The organism is Vibrio sp. Isolate30 (assembly GCF_022397975.1).
Lineage (GTDB): Bacteria > Pseudomonadota > Gammaproteobacteria > Enterobacterales > Vibrionaceae > Vibrio > Vibrio fortis.
In genome coordinates this window covers 357,003-380,668 of sequence record NZ_JAKEUS010000001.1, presented here as the reverse complement: position 1 = coordinate 380,668, position 23,666 = coordinate 357,003, and the positions used below count along the sequence as shown (strand labels likewise).

At 45.5% G+C, this 23,666-nt stretch carries 21 protein-coding genes; 8 read left to right on the top strand and 13 right to left on the bottom strand.

What is annotated here, in order from left to right; genetic code table 11:
* Positions 1 to 184: 184 nt before the first annotated feature.
* The 6 genes from L1D60_RS01720 to L1D60_RS01695 all read right to left on the bottom strand — a co-directional run bounded on the left by L1D60_RS01720 (position 185) and on the right by L1D60_RS01695 (position 8,097).
* Positions 185 to 2,635: a family 20 glycosylhydrolase gene (locus L1D60_RS01720; protein ID WP_239839447.1), complete on the bottom strand. Its 2,451-nt coding sequence runs from the start codon at positions 2,633 to 2,635 to the stop codon at positions 185 to 187.
* A 138-nt stretch (positions 2,636 to 2,773) separates the two neighbouring features.
* A complete protein-coding gene (locus L1D60_RS01715) occupies positions 2,774 to 3,406 on the bottom strand; it encodes a bifunctional 4-hydroxy-2-oxoglutarate aldolase/2-dehydro-3-deoxy-phosphogluconate aldolase (protein ID WP_239839446.1) in 633 nt (210 codons plus the stop codon).
* Positions 3,407 to 3,426: 20 nt separating this feature from the next.
* Positions 3,427 to 4,374, bottom strand: a complete 948-nt coding sequence (locus L1D60_RS01710) for a sugar kinase (protein ID WP_239839445.1) — start codon at positions 4,372 to 4,374, stop codon at positions 3,427 to 3,429.
* A 90-nt stretch (positions 4,375 to 4,464) separates the two neighbouring features.
* Positions 4,465 to 5,979 carry a sodium:solute symporter family protein gene (locus tag L1D60_RS01705; RefSeq protein WP_239839444.1) on the bottom strand — a complete coding sequence of 505 codons (1,515 nt, stop codon included), beginning with the start codon at positions 5,977 to 5,979 and terminating at the stop codon, positions 4,465 to 4,467.
* Between the two features lie 206 nt (positions 5,980 to 6,185).
* On the bottom strand, positions 6,186 to 6,578 hold the full coding sequence (locus L1D60_RS01700; protein WP_008216122.1) for a RidA family protein: 393 nt from the start codon (positions 6,576 to 6,578) through the stop codon (positions 6,186 to 6,188).
* A gap of 85 nt (positions 6,579 to 6,663) precedes the next feature.
* On the bottom strand, positions 6,664 to 8,097 hold the full coding sequence (locus L1D60_RS01695; protein ID WP_239839443.1) for a D-aminoacylase: 1,434 nt from the start codon (positions 8,095 to 8,097) through the stop codon (positions 6,664 to 6,666).
* A 176-nt stretch (positions 8,098 to 8,273) separates the two neighbouring features.
* Between L1D60_RS01695 and L1D60_RS01690 the strand changes: the two genes are divergently transcribed.
* Both L1D60_RS01690 and L1D60_RS01685 read left to right on the top strand, forming a co-directional pair.
* The gene (locus L1D60_RS01690; RefSeq protein ID WP_239839442.1) at positions 8,274 to 9,548 is read left to right on the top strand and encodes an amino acid deaminase; all 1,275 of its coding nucleotides are present in this window, start codon (positions 8,274 to 8,276) and stop codon (positions 9,546 to 9,548) included.
* A gap of 89 nt (positions 9,549 to 9,637) precedes the next feature.
* Positions 9,638 to 10,501 carry a MurR/RpiR family transcriptional regulator gene (locus tag L1D60_RS01685; protein ID WP_017057730.1) on the top strand — a complete coding sequence of 288 codons (864 nt, stop codon included), beginning with the start codon at positions 9,638 to 9,640 and terminating at the stop codon, positions 10,499 to 10,501.
* A gap of 93 nt (positions 10,502 to 10,594) precedes the next feature.
* On the opposite strand, the gene L1D60_RS01680 is transcribed toward L1D60_RS01685, so the two are convergent.
* From L1D60_RS01680 to L1D60_RS01655, 6 genes are read right to left on the bottom strand one after another with little or no spacing between them, the layout of a single operon-like run.
* Positions 10,595 to 11,254, bottom strand: a complete 660-nt coding sequence (locus tag L1D60_RS01680; RefSeq protein WP_239839441.1) for an HAD family hydrolase — start codon at positions 11,252 to 11,254, stop codon at positions 10,595 to 10,597.
* 1 nt (position 11,255) lies between these two features.
* Positions 11,256 to 12,275 carry an ABC transporter ATP-binding protein gene (locus L1D60_RS01675; protein ID WP_239839440.1) on the bottom strand — a complete coding sequence of 340 codons (1,020 nt, stop codon included), beginning with the start codon at positions 12,273 to 12,275 and terminating at the stop codon, positions 11,256 to 11,258.
* The gene (locus L1D60_RS01670) at positions 12,275 to 13,060 is read right to left on the bottom strand and encodes an ABC transporter permease (protein ID WP_239839439.1); all 786 of its coding nucleotides are present in this window, start codon (positions 13,058 to 13,060) and stop codon (positions 12,275 to 12,277) included. Before L1D60_RS01670 ends, L1D60_RS01675 begins: the two co-directional genes overlap by 1 nt.
* Entirely contained in the window at positions 13,060 to 13,962 is a 903-nt protein-coding gene (locus L1D60_RS01665; protein WP_239839438.1) for an ABC transporter permease, read from the bottom strand. Before L1D60_RS01665 ends, L1D60_RS01670 begins: the two co-directional genes overlap by 1 nt.
* Positions 13,959 to 14,825, bottom strand: a complete 867-nt coding sequence (locus tag L1D60_RS01660; RefSeq protein WP_239839437.1) for an alkaline phosphatase family protein — start codon at positions 14,823 to 14,825, stop codon at positions 13,959 to 13,961. The genes L1D60_RS01665 and L1D60_RS01660 overlap by 4 nt, the downstream gene beginning before the upstream one ends.
* A gap of 28 nt (positions 14,826 to 14,853) precedes the next feature.
* Positions 14,854 to 15,936, bottom strand: coding sequence for an ABC transporter substrate-binding protein (locus L1D60_RS01655; protein WP_239839436.1), 1,083 nt, complete (start codon positions 15,934 to 15,936; stop codon positions 14,854 to 14,856).
* Positions 15,937 to 16,147: 211 nt separating this feature from the next.
* On the opposite strand from L1D60_RS01655, the gene L1D60_RS01650 reads away from it, so the two are divergent.
* From L1D60_RS01650 to L1D60_RS01625, 6 genes are all read left to right on the top strand, one after another.
* Positions 16,148 to 16,879 carry a UTRA domain-containing protein gene (locus L1D60_RS01650; protein ID WP_239839435.1) on the top strand — a complete coding sequence of 244 codons (732 nt, stop codon included), beginning with the start codon at positions 16,148 to 16,150 and terminating at the stop codon, positions 16,877 to 16,879.
* A gap of 145 nt (positions 16,880 to 17,024) precedes the next feature.
* The gene (locus L1D60_RS01645) at positions 17,025 to 17,495 is read left to right on the top strand and encodes a TetR/AcrR family transcriptional regulator (protein WP_239839434.1); all 471 of its coding nucleotides are present in this window, start codon (positions 17,025 to 17,027) and stop codon (positions 17,493 to 17,495) included.
* Positions 17,496 to 17,631: 136 nt separating this feature from the next.
* The gene (locus L1D60_RS01640; protein WP_239839433.1) at positions 17,632 to 19,263 is read left to right on the top strand and encodes a YadA C-terminal domain-containing protein; all 1,632 of its coding nucleotides are present in this window, start codon (positions 17,632 to 17,634) and stop codon (positions 19,261 to 19,263) included.
* A gap of 333 nt (positions 19,264 to 19,596) precedes the next feature.
* Positions 19,597 to 21,498: a methyl-accepting chemotaxis protein gene (locus L1D60_RS01635; RefSeq protein ID WP_239839432.1), complete on the top strand. Its 1,902-nt coding sequence runs from the start codon at positions 19,597 to 19,599 to the stop codon at positions 21,496 to 21,498.
* Positions 21,492 to 22,277, top strand: coding sequence for an EAL domain-containing protein (locus tag L1D60_RS01630; RefSeq protein ID WP_239839431.1), 786 nt, complete (start codon positions 21,492 to 21,494; stop codon positions 22,275 to 22,277). The genes L1D60_RS01635 and L1D60_RS01630 overlap by 7 nt, the downstream gene beginning before the upstream one ends.
* A gap of 182 nt (positions 22,278 to 22,459) precedes the next feature.
* The gene (locus tag L1D60_RS01625) at positions 22,460 to 22,804 is read left to right on the top strand and encodes a hypothetical protein (protein WP_239839430.1); all 345 of its coding nucleotides are present in this window, start codon (positions 22,460 to 22,462) and stop codon (positions 22,802 to 22,804) included.
* A gap of 55 nt (positions 22,805 to 22,859) precedes the next feature.
* Here L1D60_RS01625 and L1D60_RS01620 read toward each other — a convergent pair whose 3' ends face one another.
* Positions 22,860 to 23,516, bottom strand: coding sequence for a Qnr family pentapeptide repeat protein (locus tag L1D60_RS01620; RefSeq protein ID WP_239839429.1), 657 nt, complete (start codon positions 23,514 to 23,516; stop codon positions 22,860 to 22,862).
* Positions 23,517 to 23,666 lie beyond the last annotated feature (150 nt).

Genomic DNA, 23,666 nt, shown 5'->3' with positions numbered 1-23,666 from the left:
TGATGCCTAAAAATTAGTCTTTTAATTTCATTACGTTAGCAACATTGGAGAGAGCTTTCTCATTTTGAGAATGAAGTTGACGTCCTAAAAGAGACGAATCCGGAGGGGGATAGTTGGCAGTTAAAATAAAAAGCCGCCCGACTGTAAATTGGGCGGCTACATTTCTATTAAATGAGAAGATTCATTACTGAGTTAAGTGTTTCAACAAGCGCTCCGTTGGACGAACAATCGCAATGATCGATTCATCGTAGATCTTTGCAGCATCAGACAGAATCGCTTGATAGGCGTTGATGTCTGCTTCTCGAACTTGCTCACCCGCTTTCGCTTTAGCAATCAAGGTGAGCGCAAGATCGGCAACTTCGACCGTTTTCTCTGCCACCACCACAGTCTCTACCGAAGAGACGTTAGCGGCAAAGATAGTTTCAGCGGCAAGTGCAGCCGATTTTGCTTGCTGATAATGCTCAGTAAGCTGCTCCAATGCCTGTTGATTACCTGTCGCGACTTCGTTAACCAAATCTTGCATCTCATACACCGCGTAGCTTTCTACTGGCAGTGCATCAACAAAGCGGTTTAGGCGCTCGTATTGACTGTACAAAGTGCCCTTAGGCTCTGTTGAGTTCCACTTCTCCCAGTTACGAGCATAATATTGTGCTGGCTCGGTGTACTTTGAAAGAACACGCAGATCTTGGATGTCTTGACCTTTGGCAATGCGCTTCAACAACATATCGGCATCCGCGTGGTGACGTAGGCCTACAGAGATTTCCGACCATGTGTCCATCGCTTTCATACGTTTGTACATGCTGCGTTCATCAGTCAGTTCAGCATCTGACCAGAAACGTTCCGCGATCGCGTAACTGCGAGGCCATAGGTAGTTTTCTACCGTAAGGCTGTCTTTGTTCTCTAGCCACATGGTGATCTCGCCACCTAAGATAAGATCTTTTTCTTTATCGGTGAGCTCTGCAGGGTAACCACCATTTGGCTCAGGGATTACACTGCCTTCGATATCACTGCTTGCAATCACTTCACCTGTCGTTGGCCAGCGCACGTTACCAATCAATTGGTAGCTGCCCTCGGAGAACCCATTTGGATTGAGGTTCAGGTTAAATTCCGTGTACGACATAAAGTTATCGAAGTGGCCGATAAAGGTTTTGCCCGGCACATAATCGAGGATATAAATCTCTTCGCGAGACTTGCCGTTGTAATCACTGAACGCACGGAAAGTACCGTCTTTGGCTTCAATGATAGTAAGCCTTCCCTTACGTGGGCTGCCTTTAGAACGCGGCTTTTGCCATTGGTAAGTCACGAACTTCTCGCCACTGTGAAGCTTATCATCAACCGTGATTCCCGTTGGCATTGGGTCATTGCGGTAATGGTAGCTTGTTGGCTGAGGCTGGTCTAAGTAGTAGCCGGTAGAGAGAATGCCTGCGTAGCCCTCTTGCGCTGCACGGCCGATACTGTCGTGACCTTGCCAGCTTTGAATCACGATAGACGTCGGCAGATCTTTATGCCAAATCTCATCCCAACCTGTCATCTTTTTACCACGCTCTTCCAGCATCTTCTCAACTTTTACGTTGAGATAAGACTGCAAACCGCGCTCGCCATCAATGCCGTTCTCTTCGATGAATTTCTGATGCTTTTCGCTGTTGATCCATTGGGAGTAATTCGGCTCATCGCCACCAATGTGGAAGTACTCATCTGGGAATAGCTCGGTCACTTCATCAAACACGTCACCCAGCATTTCATAAAGCTCTGGGTTTAGAGGGTCCATCAATGGCTCAAACACGCCCCAACCGCGCTCTTGGTCATAGCTTTGACCTTCGCCACCCGACATTAAGCGTGGGTAAGCATGCGCCACAGCAGATGAGTGTCCCGGCAGTGAGACTTCTGGAATCACACGAATGCCAAGGTTACGAGCATACTCAACTAAGTAACGAACTTGGTCTTTGGTGTAGTAGTCACCATCGGTGGTTTCTGACCATAGACGCGGCCAAGATTCCGTTTGAATGCGGATACCTTGATCATCCCAGAAATGCCAATGGAACACGTTCATTTTCGCAGAAGCCATCGCATCTAGCTGACGAATCAACACATCAAATTCAATAAAGTGACGAGAGGTATCGTAAGAAACACCGCGCCACCGAAAGCGAGGTTCATCAACAATCGTAACGGCAGGGATATGGTAGCCAGTCGCTGTCGTTTCAACGAGCTGCAAAAGGGTTTCGATACCGTGAATAGCCCCATAAGGACTTGGGGCACTCAGCGTGATTTGTTCACCCTGAGTGGTGATCTTGTAAGACTCTACAGAGTCGATGTTTTGAATTTCAGACTTTGGAGCTGCGTCGATATCAATGATCAGATTTGCTCGGTCTGCACTATCAACCTGCCAATTCAGAATCGGAATACCGGTTTGGCGTACCAAACGGTCGACAAAGCGTTTTGCCGTGTACTCAACGCGATCAGAATTAAAGCCTTTGATGTAAACCTTGAAGTCACCGTCTACCTTTACTTGGCCAGCTTGTAGTTCAACCTTTTGTGGGTACGGCATTAAATTAAGATCGGTATTCGGAGCCATTGCTAACGCCATTGGGGATACTAGTGAACCTGAAATTAATAGAGACAATATAGTTTTTTTCATTATTAGTTTTCCTATATAACGGGGGTTCTGTTTTGTTTATCGGAGGCGATTCACAAAACAGAATCATCAGCCACTGCTGCTGTTTGTCGTGAGCTCAAAGCCTATCGCCTATTAAAAACGAACGAGCCCACAAACGTATTACTGGCTAACCAGCTCAACCGCTTCACGAACCAGCACTGCAATCTCGTCCCACAGCTCGTTTTCGATCATTTTTGGAGAAACCATCCAAGTACCGCCACAGCACACCACGCGATCGACGGCTAGGTAGTCATTGACGTTATGCTTGCCGATACCGCCAGTAGGCATTAACGACACATCAACGTAAGGCGCTAGCAGAGATTTGACCATGTTGATGCCACCAGACGCTTCTGCTGGGAAGAACTTCAAGAAGTTAAGACCGAGCTCCAACGCTTGCTCTACTTGGCTTGGGTTATTTACGCCAGGAACGATTGGCATGCCGATCTCTTGGCAACGTTTAACCGTGTTTGGATTCAAACCTGGCGCTACGATGAACTCACTGCCCGCCTCTTTCGCAAGGTCGATCTGCTCAGGGGTTAATACCGTGCCAGCACCGATGCACATCTCTGGGTAGGCATCACGCATCGCACGAATCGAGTCCGCTGCCGCTTCGGTACGGAACGTCACTTCTGCGACTGGCAGGCCGTTTTCTACTAACACTTTTGCTAATGGAATCGCGTGTTCCACCTTGTTGATTTGAATAACAGGGATAACTTTGAATTGCTTAAGTGTGTTGATCATCTCTTGAGACATAATAATTTCGCTTTATCTTTCTATTTTTTGATTAAGTGGTTCATAGCGCTTACCGGAATGATGGCGCCTGAATATTGAATAACGGTAGAAGCCAGTTGGTGACCAAGTTCAGCTGCTTCGGTAGCACTCTCGCCAGTTAAACGTGCAGCCAGATAGCCCGCCGCAAAGGAGTCTCCGGCAGCGCACGTATCAACAACATTCGCAACAGGTCTCGCTGATACGTAGCTTTCTACTACCTTGCCGCTTTCTACCTGAACGATTTTGCATGGCTCACAGCCACGTTTGATAACGATCTCTTGGCAACCCAAGCGCAGGCAACGTTGTTGAACGCTCTCAGAATTACCCCAAACCAGTAGGTCGTCGTCCTCGGTGATCAACGCGATGTCTACTAATGGCAATAACTTGGCGTACCAATGTTGGGCTTGCTCAGTCGTCCAAAGCTGTGGGCGATAGTTGTTATCGAAAATCACCTTACCGCCTTGATTTGAGAATACGCCAATGGCTTTCAACAGGCGTTCACGTGAGGTGTCATCTAAAATCGCGATACTGATACCGCTGATGTAAACCGCGTCGACTTGTTTCTCTGTCAGCGCGATTTCAAGCTTATTCAGATCGTCAGTTTGGAAGTAAGATTTGACTGCCGCGTCGTTGCGCCAGTAGTGAAAGTGTCGTTCACCAGTCTCATCGGTTTCAACCATGTAGAGACCAGGAAGCTTGTTCGCAATGCGCTCTACGAAATTGGTTTGAATACCTTCTAACTGCCAGCTATCAATCATATTTTGAGACAGTTCATCGCTACCAAGACCTGTCGCGTAATGCACTGATAGGTCTTTATTTTGAGTTAAGCGAGAGAGGTAAAGCGCAGTATTTAGCGTGTCACCGCCAAACTTTTTGGTTAATGGAGAGCCGCTGATTTCGACCATACATTCGCCAAAAAAAGCAATATTGAAATGAGAAGATGCAGGCATAGCCGATCCTAAAATAGAGAGATAATTTGGGGAAAGGGCCCTGCAGACAAGCAGGGCCAGAACTTGGCAAACCCGTTGTGGAGACTAGGTTTAGCTTGTTTGATTTGCAGGGCGTTGAGGTGCAGCTTCCTCTTCAAGGACGCCAGTCTCAGACATTTCCATCTCCATCAGAGCACGCTCGTCGTCAAGAATCGCTTTTGCCATTTCAGGAGTCACTTGGTTAGCTGGTGTACATAGGCTTACTACCACACCCGCTGTTAGTGCGAATAGACAAGATGGAATCACTGGGTTGCCCCAGAAGGCTGTTAGGTCTGCGCTTAGCATTACAGTGAAAGAAGCGATAGAGGCGCCAACCAGTGTTGCAATCGCACCCTGCCAGTTGTAACGGCTCCAGAAGCGTCCCAACATACCGCACACGAACATGCCTGACATAACCGTTGAAATCATCTTAGTGATGTAGCCAATGATGTCGTTTGACGTCAATGCGAACAGCAGTGCAAAACCAATCACCACAACCAAAGCTAGGCGAGAGTAGTTCATCATTGATTCTTTGTTTGGTACACGGCCTGTGAACATCACGTATACGTCACGCAGCAGGATAGACACACCAGCAATCGCATCTGAGCTTGCGCTCGACATGGTTGCAGATAGGCCAGCGATAAGAACAATCATGCCAACACCAACTGGAAGTACCGTTGCTGCAATGTAAGGGAACGAGAAGTTAGGGTTATCCAACGTTGGGTCGATAGCGTGTGCCGCCATACCAATAATTGCTGGAATGATAGAGAAGAAAAGGTACAACACACCAGAAGCCACGAATGAACGACGGATAGTTGAAACGTCTTTACCAGAGTAAATGCGTTGGCGGAATGAAGGCGTTGCCAGAACACCAACACCGATAACCACAGCCAGAGAAACAGCAGGCAGAATGCCTAGTTTATCGATTGCTAAAAAGCTTGTAGCAGCAGGGTCCATCGCAGCGTAAAGGTTATCCATGCCACCAATGTGGTTCACAGACATTACCGCCATCAAGATGAAACCAGCAAAAAGGATGATTGCTTGGATAGTATCGGTCCATACAACCGCTGTGTAACCACCGATAACAACGTAGATAGTGAATGCCGCTGCAATAATGATCTTCGCAAGGTTCAGGTCGATGTCAGCAATCCACGCTAGGTACATGCCGCCACCTAAAATGTGTGCACCTAACCAGCCGATGGACGCGATAAAGATGAGTAGGCCAACCACGTTTTTCACGATTCGGTTGGCTCCCACGTAATACGCGAGCTCTTCACTCATTGTCATGAAGTTCAGCTTACGAACCGGAGCAAACCATAACGCAAGCAATAGGATGCCAACAGCACCGCCAATTCCGTACAGAGCACCAGCCCAGCCATTTGCGTAGCCGAAGCCAACCGCACCCATACTTGAACCCGTACCGACCATCGTCGCTACCGTTGTACCAAGTACTAAAAATAGTGGCAGGCCACGGCCACCTAATAAGAAATCTTCGCCAGATTTTTGATTACGCGAGACAAACCAGCCTAACCAAATTAAAAAACATACGTACACGCCGAAGCCTGTAAGAAAAAGAGTGCTGTTCATTTGACACCTCTCAGTGAAATATTAAGCTCATTCTAGAGCTTTTATTTATGATTCATTCATTTTATATTTCATATAATTGCTTTATTTATTTTGTATATTTTAATTAAAGCAATTTTTATAAATGTAGGGTGAGAGTATTAAGGAATAATAACAGGGATGACTACGCCCCAATACTCTCTAAGTAGGTTATTGTGATTAGGTTATTACTATACGCGGTCAGCGCGGTAGCAAGTCACATCTACTTCAACTTTCACGTCTACAACTAGGTCACACACCATGCAGATACGAGCCGGTGGGTTAGCTCCAAAGAACTCTTTGAATACCTTATTAAAAGATTGGAAGTAACGAGAATCCGTTAGTACAACCTTTACGTGTACTACGTCTTCTAGGCCGTAGCCTGCTTCAGTCATGATATCGACACAGTTTTGGATTGCTAGGCGAGACTGGTCAATAATGCCACCCTCAACTACTTCACCATCTGTCATCGGTGTCTGGCCAGAAACGTATAGGAAACCACCCGCTTCTGTTGCGCGTGCAAATGGTAAATGTTGTCCGCCTGTACCTGTTCCGCCTTCAACACCGTAACGTTTAATAGTCATTTTTTAACTCCACTTCTTTATAGATAATATTGGTTGCTTTCCAATATATTTAAATTAATTCGTCGTTTTATTTCCGTTGATTCAATTAATTACGATAAATAAAAACGCCAGAACGATTATTTCTTACTTTTCCTTTTTGGTAAGTTAACTCACCATTTACAAATACACTTTCTATTCCTTGAGCAACTGAAATAGGATTTTCAAATGTTGCTGTGTCTTTAATATTGTTTGGATCAAATAAAACCAAATCAGCAAATGCACCTTGGCGAATTTCGCCTCGACCAGACAAGTTGTAACGCTCTGCCGACATTCCCGTCATTTTGTGAATCGCCTCTGGTAGCGAGAACAGTTTTTCATCTCGGCAGTAGTGGCCTAACACTTTCGGGAAGGTACCCCACAATCTCGGGTGTGGATGTGGGTCATTAGGCAAACCATCGGAACCAACCATGGTCAGCTTGTATTTCAAGACGCGCTTTACGTCATTCTCATCCATGCAGTGGTAAACCGCACCGGCTGGTTGAAGTGCTTTCGCCGCATCCATCAGTGGTAGGTTCATCTCGTCAGCAATCTGCTTCAGGGTTTTGCCTGCATGTTCTGGTTTTGCTTCAGACCAAGTGATGAAGATGTCGAAATCGTCCGTCACCTGTTTCAAATCTAATGTTGAGGAGCTCGCTGAATATGGGTAGCAGTCGCAAGACACATCTTGGTGCTCTGAAACCTTATCCATTAAATCAAGCACTTCAACGGTCCTGCCCCAGTTGCCCGCCCCTGCACATTTAAGGTGAGAGATAACAACCGGTACTTTTGCGTATTGGCCGGTTTCAAACGCTTCTTCCATCGCGCTTAAGATCTCTTCGAATTCGGTACGCATATGCGTGGTATAGATGCCGCCATGGCTAGACAGCACTTTGGCTAACTGCATGACTTCATTGGCGTTCGCTTGTTTCGCACTTGCGTAAGCCAAGCCTGAACTCAAACCTAATGCGCCTTGCTCCATCGCTAAATCAAGGTTGTTTTGCATCTCTGCAATTTCATCTTCCGTTGCAGTGCGTTGTAGATCATCCATCACTTGGTTACGTAGCGTGGTGTGACCTACCAAGGCTGCTACGTTTACTGCAGGTTGTGCTTGCTCCACCGCTTGTGCATACGCGGCAAAGGTTGGGTATTTGAAATCAGCCTGCGCGCCTAAAAGGTTCATAGGATCTGGTGGATCACCAGCTAAAACCGTTGGTGACGCACTGATACCGCAGTTACCAACAATCACGGTTGTCACACCTTGGCTGATCTTTGGTAAGCAGTCTGGGTAACGAATGACGTTGGTGTCGTCGTGTGTGTGTACATCAATAAATCCAGGAGCCAATGCTAAGCCTGCTCCCTCAACCAACTGGCCACAATCTTCATGATCAATGCTGCCAATTTCGGCGATTTTTCCATCTCGGATTGCTACATCGGCACAAAACGATTGTTCGCCGGTGCCATCGAACACCTCTACATTTTTAATTATCGTATCGAACAACATTTCTCACTCTCTCAATCCACTCTGTTGATGGATCTATATTAAAAATCCAGCCGATTATTTTCAGTGACAAAACACACATAATATTTTAATTTGTGTGATAGTTTCTATCATAAAATAAACACAAGATAGATTTAAACATTAAATAACAACCACTTAAATCATGTTAGGAATCAGCAATGAAACATAACCCTGCACAAAAAGATGTTATAAAGTATCAAAAAGATTGTTTCGTCTTGACTGAAAGAGGCCAAAAAGGGAGAGCAGTATCACAAACTGAGAACGGTGTTTATCGACTGGTCGATGAAGATATTTCGCTTCCGGTAGCAATTATCAAACAATCAGCCTTAACCAATAATCTGAATTGGATGCAGTCATTCGCCAATCATCATCAGGTGAAATTATCACCACACGGTAAAACATCAATGACGCCTGATTTCTTTCGTCAGCAGTTAGAAAATGGCGCTTGGGGAATTACTGTTGCGACACCTGCTCAAGCAGAGATTGCAGCCATGGCGGGTGCAAAAAGAATCATCATGGCTAACCAATTGGTGGGTAAAACCAATATTGCGATCATCGAACAGCTTATTAGTGAGTTCGACGTCGACTTTTACTGCTGTGTCGATTCACCAGTGAACGTGCAACAACTGAGTCAACACTTCGCTAATACAGAGCAAACGCTAAAGGTTCTGATTGAGTTTGGAGTACCAGGCGGGCGCTGTGGCTGTCGCTCACCACAAGAGGTTCTAGAGCTTGCACAAACCATTCAAGACGCGCCTGCACTTTCTCTTGCGGGCATCGAAGTGTACGAAGGTGTGATTCATGGCGACAATGCCGAGCAAGATATTCGTGCCTTCTTAAAGCAAGCACTAAGCTCTGTCGAAAGCCTTGAATCAGATGGACTGATCACGGGACAACCAATCATCACTGGCGCGGGATCGGCTTGGTATGATGTGGTGGCAGAGTGCTTGGCGAACCTAACCGATTACTTGGCGATCATCCGCCCAGGTTGCTATGCCATTCACGATACTGGGATCTACCTAGATGCTCAAAGCAAAGTGTTGCAGCGCGCGCAAGTAAACCAAGGTTACGCGTGTGAACTGGGAGGAGATTTAGAATCAGCACTTGAGGTTTGGGCATATGTTATCTCTCGTGCAGAGCCAACCAAACTGGTGATTGGGCTAGGTAAGCGTGATGTGGCCTTCGACGCGGGATTACCTATTGCTGAACGCGGATATCGCAATGGCGAAGCTATTTCAGTAAAGGGCCTGACAGCAACAGCCGTGATGGATCAACATACCTTTGTGGAAACGGACGGCTCTTCAGAGATTGAAGTGGGAGACATGATTGCGTTCTCAACCTCACACCCGTGTTTGACTTTCGATAAGTGGCGTTACATTGCTATTAGCGATGACGACTATCAGGTCACAAACTGGGTAGAGACCTGCTTCTAGCTCAATTTTTCAATAAGCTAGAATCAGCGAAGCATTCAGATATACTAACGGGGCTAAGGCTTAGCCCCATCAACAAAGGATCAAGATTCTTGAGTTTAGAAGTAGATATCATTTCACAGATAACGGAGCGTTTTCCCGCTCTTCGTGATGCCGAGAAAAAAGTCGCCAAGCTGATCATGGATGACATTGATTTTGCCGCCAAAGCCAGCATTACAGAACTCGCTGAAAACGCGCAAGTCAGTGAAGCTACCATTACCCGTTTTGCTAAGGCGATTGGCTGTAACAACGTACGTGATATGAAGATCAAGCTTGCTCAAACCCTAACGGTGGGCCAGCGCTTTATTCTTGAACCGGTTAACCAAACTGGCTATCAAGGTATCTACGAATCGATCAAGCAGAGCCTAGACATCAACCGCACTCTATTTAAAGAACAAGACGTTGAAACTGCGGTAAGTTGGCTGCACAACGCCAGACAGATCATCGCAATCGGCATGGGTGGCGGTTCAACCATCGCCTCTCAAGAGCTGCAGCACCGACTGTTTCGTTTAGGCTACCCGGTGGTGTCGTACAACGATGGCTTAATGTCACGCATGGTTGCCGCAACAGCCGATGCCAATGATGTGATGGTGATGATTTCCGCGACTGGCTTTACACCCGTTATCACCGAAACCGCCGAGTTAGCGAAGCAATACGGGCTTAAGATCATCGCGATTACCCCACAAGATACGCCACTAGCACAGATTGCAGATATCTTGTTACCTATCAAGCATATGGAAACTGATTTCATCTACAAACCATCGGCATCTCGCTACGCAATGCTGGCGTTAGTGGATGTGCTTTCAATGGGCATGGCAGTCAATCACAAAAACCGCTCGCGCGATAAACTGCGCCGCTTGAAGGTTGCTTTAGACTCCTACCGTGGCGGAGGCGACCGACAGCCTCTCGGTGATTAGTGCTAGCCATCACAACGTCTTAGTAAAGCGAACCTATGACAAACAAAAACTCCGACTTAGCGTCGGAGTTTTTGTTTAAGTAGAGAGCCAAATTTAATCCCAATCGAGGATTTGCCAATTTGGCCTGTCGGCTAATGCTCGTAAACGTGGACACGGGTTAACCAGATAGGTGTAGTCCGCATATTCACAAAGCGGTAAGTCATTGATCGAGTCAGTGTAAAAATGAATGTCAGTGTAGCGATTAGACTGCTTTGCAATCCACTGCTCTAAACGAGTTACTTTACCTTCTCGGTAACTCGGTACACCTTTTATCTTCGATGTATAACGCGCTTGTTTCTCGACCAGATCGATCCCTAACGCATGCTCTATGCCTAGCTTTCTACCGACCACTTCAACCAAGAAAGTTACACTGGCAGAGATGATCAACATATCAATTTCATCGCGCTTAAGTTGCTCAATAAGCGGTAAGGTTTGAGTAAACAGCTTGGGCAGTATTTTGCTCTCAACGCACTCTTCCACCAGCGTATTCACCTGTTGTGTCGTCAGATTAGCAAGAGGCTCCATGGCGAATGCTAGGTAGTCTTCCATGTCGAGTTCACCTTGGCTATATAAGCCCATAAGGCGCTGATCTTCGTCAATAAAGCTTGGGTCACTCACAATACCTTTTTCGACTAAGAACGCATTCCATAGCATCGCAGCATCGCCGTTGACTAGGGTTTCGTCCATATCAAAAACATACAAAGGCTTAGACATCTTAGGCTCTCACAGGTTGAATTTCATTTAGATTAAACAGCAACTCTAACTCACTTCCGTTTGCGAGTAGACGCTCAGAGGAGCGATTGAGAAGGTCGACGGTCAGCTCACAATCATCCACATTCACTTGGTAACGAATCACGTTGCCCAGCAGTTGGTGATTGCGGATGGTTCCCGTTTTCGGTGCTGAAATGTGGGTTCCGTACTGTCTGCCCTGCTCTTTCACGTAAATTGACTCTGGGCGAATTGCCACCTTCCAGTCGGTATCGATATCGAAAAGCTGTTTGGCTTTATTCGCTTGAACCAAGTTGTAGTGGCCCATGAATCCGGCAACAAACTCATTAGCAGGTTGAGTGTAGATCTCTTCTGGTGTGCCCGCTTGTACGATTTCACCTTTGTTCATCAAGAAGATGCGGTCAGACATGATCATCGCCTCTTCTTGGTCGTGAGTAACAAAGATGGTCGTCAGGTCCATCTCTTTCTGAATATCACGGATCTGCTGACGAAGATGCTTACGGATCTTGGCATCCAACGCCGATAGCGGCTCATCCAACAACAGAATACGAGGCTTAACCACTAAGGCTCTCGCCAAGGCGACACGCTGGCGCTGCCCACCCGACAATTGGTGTGGATAAAAACTCTCTTTGCCTTTTAGATCCACCAGCTCAATCACTTTGGCCACTTCACGTTTGATCTCATCGCCCGATAACTTTTTCATTTTCAGGCCAAACGCGATATTTCCCTCTACCGTCATGTTTGGAAACAGCGCGTAAGATTGGAAGACCATACCAATACCACGCTGCTGTGGTGCTTGATGGGTGATCTCTTCACCGTTAACCCATATCTCACCACCATCAACAGGATTCAGCCCCGCCAAACTGCGTAGCAAGGTAGATTTACCACAACCACTGGGGCCAAGCAGGGTAATAAACTCGCCTTTTTCAATCGTAAATTGAATGTCTTCAAACACGGTGTTGTCACCGAAGCTTTTCGTTAAATTGTGTGCGTTTACATAACTCATTATTTGACTCCACGGCTAAAACGACTTGCCATCCAAGTCAGTAAGAAAATGAATAGGAAATAGGTCATCACCAAGGCTGAAGTGAAGTGGCCACTGGTTTGACGCATGTTGTATAGATAGATTTGTAACGTCTCGTAGCGGGTTCCGACCAAGATATTGGCAAACACGAACTCACCCAATAAAAACGAGAACGAGAGAAACAGTGATGCCATTAACCCCTTCTTGAGATTTGGCAGAATGATCAACAAAAAGGCCTTGGTGGTGCTTGCTCCTAGTAGATGTGCGGCGTCCATCAGGTCTTGCAAATTGATCGCCTGAAAACTATTGGCAATCGCACGATACATAAATGGCAGAGCGATGGTGAAGTAGGTACCAATCAAGATCCAAGGTGTGCCAATCAACGAGATTTCACTGTCAGCATAAAGCTGCAACAGCCCAACCGACGAGACGACTGGAGGCACTGCAAACGGCAGCAAGATCATGATGTTCATTAGCTTATCGAGCTTAGGGAAGTAGTAGAACACCACAAATATCGCCGGAAGAATCAGCACCACACTCAATGTTAGCGCCGCAATACAGATAAACAGCGAACGACCAAAGGCTTGCAAGAAACGCGGGTCTGTCAACAGGCTGATGTACCAGTCTAAAGTAAAGCCATCAGGCAGTATGGTCGCTCCCCAACGAGATGAAATTGAATAGATAAAGGTGGCTAAGATCGGAATCAGCATGATGCTAACAATCGAGAAAACCACCATTTTGTGAAAGCGCGTATTAACGTTTTGCATTAGCTTTTTTTCCCTGCATAACTCTTACTGATAAGCCATTGGTTGATCACGGTAATGAATGCCAACATTACCATCAGAATCACTGAAATCGCCGCCGCCAGATTAGGCTCAAGGAACAGATCGCCCGAGACTAAACTTGCGATTCGAATGGTTATCACGTTGTAGTTACCAGAAGTAAGTGCATAGACACTGGCGTACGCGCCGATCGCATTAGCGATGAGAATAATAAAGGTGCCAAATAGAGCTGGAGAAAGCACCGGAAGGCCAACCTTGAGCCAATATTGCCAAGTTTTCGCGCCAAGCAGCGCCGAAGCCGCTTGCCAGTCATCGCTCAATGCATCAAAGGCCGGATACAACAAAAGCACAGCCAGAGGGATCTGGAAGTAGGTATAGATCGCCAGCAATCCCCACTTTCCATACAGGTCAAAATCCCCCAACAAGCCATATTGCTTAAGCAGCAACGTGAGCGCGCCGTTGGTTCCAAGGATGATGATGAAAGCGAAAGAGAGCGGGACACCAGCAAAGTTACTGCTCATATTGGTAAAAGCAATTACCCCATCGCGAATTTTGCAATCGACACGGCGCAAAGAGGAAACCAACAGTGTCGCGATCGCTAGGCCGAACACACTCGACCACAAAGATAACCAAAGGCTGTTGCTGAATGCTTGCATCATGAAGGCGGAATCAAACACCTCAATGTAGTTTTCAAGCGACAGCTCGCCTTCATAAAAGAAACTGTTGATCAGCACCCAAACCATAGGCGCCAATTGGAACAGATAGAAAAACAGCGCAAATGGAGCTAGCCATAACACAGGCTTGAAGCGCTTAAACCAAGACTGCACAGGCTTAGACGTATTGGCTTTTAATGAATTCGGTTTTTGCGTGATGGCAGGACTGCTCATAGGGCTAACAATTCCTGAGTGTAAGATTTATTGTGTTCTAGGTTGAGGAGCTGACACACGGTACCGCAGATATCAGTCTGCTTAATTTGGCACTCTTGGTGAGTGAATTTGTCGCCAATCACAAAGAAAGGAACTTCACGCTCTTCGGCCAAAATCCCACCATGAGAAAGGTCGTCATTCATACCGTGATCGCTGGTAACAATGACTTGATAACCCTCTTCAACCCAACCTTTAATGTAGTTCGACAGCAAGATATCGGCGCCGCGCGCACTGTTACGATACTGACGCGAATCTAAGCCATACTTGTGGCCCATATCGTCGATGTTCATTGGATGAATCAACAAGAAGTCTGGCTGATAAGTTAAACGCAGATGCTCAGCATCAAGAAACAGCGCCTCGTCTGGGTAGTGATCCCAGTGATAGAAACAGCCGTGTTGAATATTGAGCGTTTCATCGTGAGTAAATCGATCGCGCACTGGATCAAATGGTGCGCGGTTATACAGTTCACTCACCCAGTGATAAGCAGCCGCAGCGGTAGTTTTCCCCTGAGCTTTGGCCAAGCTAAAGATCGAATCATGATTGGAAAGACGGACAATCTGATTATTAACAATACCGCTCTCTACAGGGCGGACACCCGTTAGGATGCACTCATAAAGTGGGCGTGACATAGAAGGCAGCTCACACTGCATCAGATAAAGCGTCGCTCGTAACTTCGCTTGTGATGGCGTCAGATTATTTTGCGAATCGCTTTCGCAGGTTGGTGTGTTACTCAGTTCTAGAAGACCGTTAAGGTAGCCCATGCAATCACGAGCTACCTGATAATTCAGTCCATCTAGAACAACAAGGATGACCTTATTGCTCATGACTTATTCTCTTGCTAACAAACGGAACTTATTGCTGATGAATCAGAACGCTTTCTTGCCATTGACGTGGCAGACGACGTGCTGATTTTTCCCATGCAGAGAAGTCAGACACAGGGTGAACATTGCCGTACTCTTCGTTAGCAATGAGCTTATCTTGTACCGATTGAGGCAGAGTCACATTAGTACGGATTGGACGCGCATAACCTTCTGCTAGGTTGATCTGACCTTGGTCGCTGAAGATGTATTCGCGAGCCAGTTTCGCCGCATTTGGGTTTTTCGCGTATTTGTTGATGATGGTGGTGTAGCCCGAGATCACTGAACCATCTTGTGGAATGTTAACGCTGAAGCGCTCGCGGTCGATCTTGTCACGGTAGTTCAACGCGTTGAAGTCCCACATGATCGCGACTTCAACTTCACCCTTTTCTAGGTTCGCCATGTTTGGATCTGTGTATGACAGACGGCCCTGTTTTGCGAGTTCAGCGAAGTACTTGATCGCCGGTTTTAGGTTCGTTTCATCTCCGCCATTGGCGAACGCTGCCGCCAATACCGCGTTATTCGCCTGTGCTGCAACGCCTACATCCCCAACCGTCACTTTGTAATCACCCTCAAGGATATCGCTCCAAGACTTAGGTGCATTTTTCACAAGATTATTGTTTGAGATGAATGAGATAGTGCCAGTGTACGCCAGAGCCCAGTGGCCATCTTTGTCTTTAGCCCACTCAGGAATGTCGTCCCAAGTTGATGGCTTGTATGCTTGAGTCACATCTTTCTTTACCGCAACGCGTGCAAACGCAAAGCCTACATCACCGATATCTGCAGTCGCATTGCGCTTCTCCGCTTCAAATTTTGCGATCTCTTGAGCCGAGCTCATATCAGTATCTTGGTGCTTTAGCCCGTAGTTTTCCTTTAGGTCAGCCCACGTGTCTTTCCAGTTAGCCCAACTATCAGGCATACCCACACTGTAAACTGCTCCCTCTTTTTGAGCCGCTTCTACTAGTGCATTTAAATCCGTGTCAGTAGCCATTGCTGGCATTGAAATGGTCGCTGTCATCAAGGTTGCACCAATCAATTTTGATGGCGTTACGATTGAGCGGCAAAGCAAAGTTTTCATTGTCTCTATCCTTCTGGACTAGGTCAGTAAGTTCACTTTGCATGCTAAAGGGCAATTGTTACGGTTTATGACAACTTCCTTGACAGTTCGAATGCATTTATATGGCAAAACTATTTCAACAGCGCGACATTTAAGCAGGATTAGCTGTCACATTACTGTTAAACAGCCGACTTATACTGGTAACAACAACGAATCATGGACTAGATCAGCGATGAGAATGCCAGGCAACAACCACTCACAAACACAATTAGGAAAAATCAAACACAGTATCCGAGAACAGATACAGTCTGGCATCTACAAACAGGGGCAAAAACTCCCTTCAGAGAGAGAGCTCAGCGAACTCTTTTCGACTACGCGCATCACGCTTAAAGATGCGCTTATCTCGCTTGAAACCGAAGGATTAATATACCGAGAAGATCGACGCGGTTGGTTTGTGTCGTCTGAGCGTATCCGTTACAACCCCTTATCACGCTGCCACTTTCATCAAATGATTCGAGACCAGAACCGGATTGCCGAAACTCGACTCATCAACACTCGCTCTGAAATGGCGGCCGGAGAGAACGCCAAGGCACTAGAAGTCGAGGGGATTACTCCCATTCATGTCATTGAAAGACTGCGCTACATCGACGGTAGAGTGGTGCTATTTGTTGAGAATGTACTGATCGCCAATCTGTTTCCAGAGATCCTCTCGAACGATCTCCGGATGTCACTCACCGACATCTATAAACAGAGTTATGGCTATGAAACCCAGCGTTCACGGTTTGATGTGATACCCACCTCAGCGCCAGCACACGTAGCTAAAGCACTCAATCTCTCAGAGGGTCAACCGGTACTAAAAATTTGCCGAGTCAATTACAAGCAAGACGGCGAGCTGATGGATTGCGAGTTTGAATATTGGCGTCCCGATTCGGTGATGATTCACATTGATAGCATTGGTGCGTAAGCTTGGTGTATCCTCCAACATCTAACCATGCACGGTCTAAAACTCATCAAATCCGTATAAAATTTAAGAATACTCTTAATTAGTACTAGAACTAATTGAGAGTATGAGCGTATGATGCTTGTGTATTGAATTTAAAGGGAAAACAATGGCTAGAATTACAGCGGAGCAAAAAGCACAAAAGAAACAAGCCATGGATAAGAAGATTTTGTCCATCTTTTTGGAAGAGGGATGGGGCGCTGTTACGTATGACAGATTGGCAAAAGAGTTCAATACGAGAAAAAGCAGTATTCAAGCTTATTACTCTAGCAACATAATGTTTGCTACTGCACTGCAAGGCAAGGTTTTACCAATGGTAGTACCGTTACTTAATTTTCACTCAAAAGAATCATTTGTTCAGTCATGGCTAAGTGCTTATGACGATCCTGAAAATCATATCTTTCAAGAACTAGTAAATATGCTCCTAGAAAACATTATAAAGGATGGTAGCAGCCCTTATTCTCGTGGTGCCATCGTAAATATTCATCATCTATTAGAGCAAAACATGACAAAGGAAGAGGCTGAAACAGCAATAAAGTCAGTGTTTGGCGAAATGATGTACAAAAAAATATTCAATTAAAACAATGGAATAATAACATTCTCAAAAATACCGCTTGCAATACGTATTAGTACCGAATAAAGTTCATCTCAAGCACTGGCACGATAAGTGCTTTTTTTAGAAATTAAATACGTACTAGTACTTATTAGGTGGTAATATGAAAAAAACTATTTTAGCTACGTTAATTGCAACTGCTTCTTTCAACGCAGCTGCAGAAATGAGCATTCCTTCACCAGACCCAATTCAGCCTATTGATCAACCTATTGTGATTGAACCAATTGATGTAATCGTTGAGCCAGTTGATCCTGGTTTTGGTGTTGATCCAATTGATGTTGTTATCGATCCTGTTGACCCAGGGTTCGGTGTTGACCCTATTGACGTTGTCATCGACCCAATCGATCCTGGCTATGGCAATGAGCCAATTAAAGAACGTGGTAGCAACTTCATTCAAGCTTTCAACAAGCGTACAGATTGGAATTTAGTAGAATCTGATGGATCAATTAGTCTTGTTGCACCGGATGGCACCGCATCTTTCACAGTCGCAAGAAAGAATGAAGATGGTGAATGGGAGATGGGTCACCGCAACGAAGAGCTCAAAAATGAATTTAAAGCAGCGGCAGTAGATTACGTTAAAGGCAACCATGGTGACGTGATTATTGAGCCTATCGACACTATTATTGACCCTATTGATCCTGGATTTGGCATCAATCCAATTGAGCTAACTAACGAGCAAAAAGCAGAACTTTTCAATAACAAAGCAATGCTTCACGGAAAAGATGCTCATATCCAACAATCTGCAAATGGTGAATTTGTATTAGTATGGAATGACCCTGAGACGGGCGAAAAAATAGGTTTACCGTTAGATGAAAACTTTGATCTAGATACCGCCAAAGATATAGCAAAGGATATTCTAGTTGGGGGAGCACCGATTGTAGATCCAATCGTGCCGGGTGGCCCTACTCCTGTAGAACCATTGCCTGGAAACCCAAACATGCGCGACGAAAATATCGCCAAGTTTAATGAGCATTTGAACAACTATAGCAATGGTAATGCTTACATCGAAACACAAAAAGATGGCTCAAAAACACTAACATTTACGGATCAGGTCTCTGGTGAGCAACGCTCTATCAACCTTTCTGAGTTGGATGCTGAGCAACTAAACATCATTAAGACAGCTATGGTTGAACACTATAATGAGAACAACACAAGTCCAATCGTAGATCCTACTCCAGGAGAACCAACGCCAGTAGAACCTATTCCAGGTGAAGAAACACCACCAAAACTACCAGGCGAAAAGCTGAGTAAGGTTCGCGATCATATTGATTCGCGTAAAGCTGAAATCAAAGAGAAGATAGAAGAACATCGTAGTATTGAAGATCCGGTTATCATCCCGGACGGAAAAGTAGCTAAAGCAGTTGCACAAAAACTAGAAGAGCGCGGTGAAGAAGCATACGGTTCTATTAAGGAACTATACGCTCAAGGTGCTTCTGCAATGGCTAGTATCGAGAATGACGTTCAAACTTTGTTTGGTGAAATTGACCGTCTAGATGAAAAAATGGACAGTGTAATGGCCGGTGTTCATGCTGTAAACAACGCTCGCCCATACCTTTCTGGTGAAGGTCAAACAGCCATTGGTGTCGGCGTGGGTTACGCAGGAGAATCAGGAGCTGTAGCTCTTGGTGCTGCACATAGTTTTACAGAAAACTGGTCAGCATCTGCGACCCTTAACGTAACTACAGGCTCTTATTCTGAAGTTTCAGGCGGTGCAGGTGTACAATACGTCTTCTAAGTAACCACCTAAAAAAACTTATGTTTCCGCCCGTCAGGGCGGTTTTTTTGTAATTACTGACTTCTATCAAAGTTCCGAAATAACCTCAAAATTGATTAAATACTGGAAACTCCGATCACTAACAGCTGGTGAACTGATACTAACTAGATGAACAATCAATGAGTTTGAATATTGGCGCCCCGATTCGGTGATGATTCACATTGATAGCATTGGTTAACACAAGATAAGGACAGAGGACGTATGTAACCATTAGTTATAAAAGGTATAACCATTATTCACGTTTGCTCTATATATCATATGCGGTTAAACCATTTGTAAAATCAATCGCACTTCATGAAATTCCAGTCAAAAATCATTATTGCTTCAAGCCTGCTCTTTGTCACCGTTGCTTCACTCGTCGGTTATGTTCAGCAACAAGCCACAAATTCAACCTTTCAAAGCCAAGTGGAAACCAGTGTCCATGAGCTGACAAAAAGCATCAGTTTCACTGTGACCCATGAGCTTCGCGCAAAAAGAGAGCTCGTTAACTCCGTAACGCACTCTTTAAATATCATTGACGCTTCAAATCGCCAGTTGGCCCTAGAGGCGATCTCAACGCCTTCGCTCACGAAGAGTTTTCAGGCTGTCGGCATTGGCTACGAGCACGACGGCTCCCTGATCTCAAATGATGGTTGGATCCCAGAAGCTGGTTATGATGTGCGAAATCGACCTTGGTACCAAGAGGCTAGCCACTCTAATGACATTGTAATCACAAGACCTTATATCGATTCGTCGACCAATCAGATGATCATTTCCGTTGCCTCTTCATTGGTTGATAAATCTAACCAATTTATCGGAAACGTCGTGTTTGATGTCTCTTTGAAACCGTTGGCAGAGCTGATTAATCAAACCGATCTATTTGGCTCTGGCTACCTGTTTATGATGACCAATGATGGTACGGTCATCTCACACCCGAACAATCACTACAATGGCCACTCCTTTTCGGAATTTGTTCCGGGTGTACATCTAAAACAAGGGGTCACAGAACTAGAACTCAACGGCGTAAAACACCTAGTCAGTTTGAAAAAAATTGAAGGGGAAGATTGGTACATCGGAGCTGTCATTGATGAACAGAAGGTCTTTGCCGACCTCACTAAGTTAAGCACTGACTTGCTGGGTCTGACTGGTATCTCCCTCATCCTTGTTATTCTGTCTTTGTACTGGGCGATTCGCTATCTGTTTAGACCCATTGATGATTTGAACGCCGCCCTTGAAAATATTGCGTCTGGCGACGCTGATCTTACTCAGCGCTTAAAAACGGATACTGATACAGAGTTCGCCAAACTGGCGCACAACTTTAATCACTTTATTGCCAATCTACAGCAACAAATGTTGGACTCAAAAAGTGTCTCGACCACGCTACAGAATCACGCTGAGATGACACAGTCTGCGTCCTTCGAAACCGATCACCATATCAATCATCAAATCGCAGAACTGAATAGCCTTGCGACGGCGATAGAGCAAATGGCCGCTGCAGCGCAAGACACCGCTGAACATACTCAACACGCGGCTCAAAATGCCACAGAGGCGGATAAGAACGTATTGAATGGAGTGGATGTCGTCGTCCAAACCGAGCAGTGCATTCAAAGGCTCTCTTCTAACATGGCGAAAGTGTCCAACCAATCTGACACCTTAATCGCCGCAACAGACAGCATAGGTAGCATTCTTGATGTCATCAGTGAAATTGCGAATCAAACTAACCTACTCGCGTTGAATGCAACCATTGAATCAGCTAGAGCTGGCCAAGCGGGGCGAGGTTTTGCTGTCGTTGCAGATCACGTACGTTTGTTGTCTCTTCGCACTCAAGAATCAACGAAAGAGATCCACAACAAAATCCAGCAGCTTCGTTCAGGTACCAGCCTGATGGCTGAGGCGATTTTAGTAAGCGAACATGACGTGAGCGATGCTGTGGAGTGTGCGCGACAAGCCAGTACAACCCTGCACTTGGTAAAAGAAAATATCAGTAATATCTCGGAATTCACTGGGCAAGTAGCAACAGCGACAGAACAACAAAGCTTAGTGTCATTTGAAGTGAGTAAGAATACGCAAAAAATTACCAAGCTCGGACAACAAGTCATCACCCAAACAGAAAAGACCAATCAGCATATGAATACTCAGCTTGCTGAAATAGCTAAGCAGCAACGTATTCTCGAACGCTTTAAACTTCAGAACGAAACAAAGGCACCGCAGTGTTAAGCATTCAATCGCTACTTGAAGACGAACAAGGTTACACGCTTTCACTTGGAAGGTATCAGGTACTTTCCGTGTTTCAGCCGATATATGAGCTTAATCAACACACCTTGATTGGGCATGAAGCTCTCCTGCGTTGCACCGACGCAGGAGGTGAGAGTATTTCTCCTGAGCAGTTGTTTAATTCAAACTTATCTCGGCTCACACGCATAAAAATGGATCTGATCGCTGCAACGCTACATGCAATTAACTATCGAAAATACAAAGATAAGATCTCTGGTAAGTTGTTCATCAATTTTAATCCAGCAAGTATTGCGTACCTTCATCGACACCCAAGGGTCTGGCAAACCATGTTCAATTGTGTACAGCAAAATGATGCTAGCAACAGCCGTTATGACTTTTCAAACCTTGTTATCGAAGTCGTTGAGCAAGTTTCCGATTCACGGATTCCATTAGAGCAGCAACTTGCTCAGCTGCGCAGTCACGGGTGCCTTCTTGCTATCGACGACTTCGGTTCCGGAAATTCAGACCTACCTAGGGTTCAGCAGGTTAATCCACAAATCGTCAAACTCGACAAAAGCATTTTGCGACAACTTCGAAACCACCCTGTTCAATCTCTCCCGGACATCAAAGAGAGTTTCATGCTTCATGGGCGAATGATCGTAATGGAGGGCGTCGAAATGTCTTCCGACCTGCAGATAGCCAAACAAGTGGGTGCCGAATGGGGACAAGGCTATTACCTAGGAAAGCCTACCCGTAACTTTGGGCTTTCCCCCATTCGCTAAACGAATCCTCGACAACCCTGCTCCACAAACCTTCATTCCAGCCAACAACAAAAACTTAAGATGATGTAGAAAATGGTCAACCCAACAATAGACAATCAAACCGAACTTATAAAAAACACTGTGCAATTAAAGTTCGATTTCGCTATTATCGGTGTGGGTTATGAATAGAGTTGGATTTTACGATGAGAGTAATTGCATCATTATTGCTAGTGTTTTCGGGATACGCACTAAGTGCAGAGGGTTCAGATGTATTCGATATAGATTCAATTCAAAACCTGACGACTCAAAACTCACCAAGCGCGCCACCGCAACAGCATAATTGTCAAAGCATCGTGTGTAACAGCTACGCTCCTTCCGATGCGACCTCACTGTCTCACGACTACAGTAATATCACCGTGGTTAACGTGCCTGAAAGAAACTCCAATGAAACCCTAGATGCAATTGGCAGTGCTCTCTATATCATCGGTGAAATCGGCTTTGCAGAGAACCTATCCGAGCCAGATTATCGCAACAATGCCCCTAACTGATTACGGATAGAAATCAGAGTTTGAGCCGCTAATTTTCGTTTCGCCAGCAGTACATTTAATCAGGCATCACAACAATGCCCATCGCTTCAAGCAGCTGGTCTTGCTGCCACTCTGCAATTTGAACGCCTGTCATATCTACTCTTTTCGGGTTTAATCCTTCAAGCTCAACATGGCATAGGTTCGCACCTTGAAAGCTAAATTGAGTCCAAGCATCCTCTGAAAAAACACCGCGGCTCAAGTCCGACTCTTTCATCGACGCTCCCACCAAATGCGCACCTATCCAACGATTTTCAAACAGTTCACACTTCTCTAAGTTGGCGCTCTCTAGGTTTGTATAGGACAAATTGCAGCCTGTGATATAAGCCGAGCAGAAGAAGACTTTCTGCGTCACATAGTTGGCAAAGTTAGCGCGATAAAAATTCGCACCTTTTAGATCGCAACTCCGGAATTCAATACCAAAGCAGTTAGCATTGCTGAAGTTGGCCATCGCCAATTTGCAGTCTTGAAAGCTCGCATCTCTCAGATCAGCAGAGTTAAACTGACACCCTTCCATGTCGGAAGTCTCAATAAACTGGCAGTGTTTAAACGTGGTTTCTTTTAGTTGAGCGCTTTGAAAGTTGCACTCTAAAAAAGTACAGGACTCAAAAGCCAAATAGCTCAGATCTTGATGGGAGAAATCATGCTGATGATAAGTATGGTTTTTGGTTTTCATGGCCGCTCCTTGTTTGCGTCCCCGAAACGTAACATTGGTTCGATACCAAGTCACGATTTTAAAAACCTTTAAAAACAACAATTTAAAACACCCCAAAATAGCCAATTTAAGGCGCCTAGAAGCGTCTTTAACTGGGTGTTTTTCAAATTT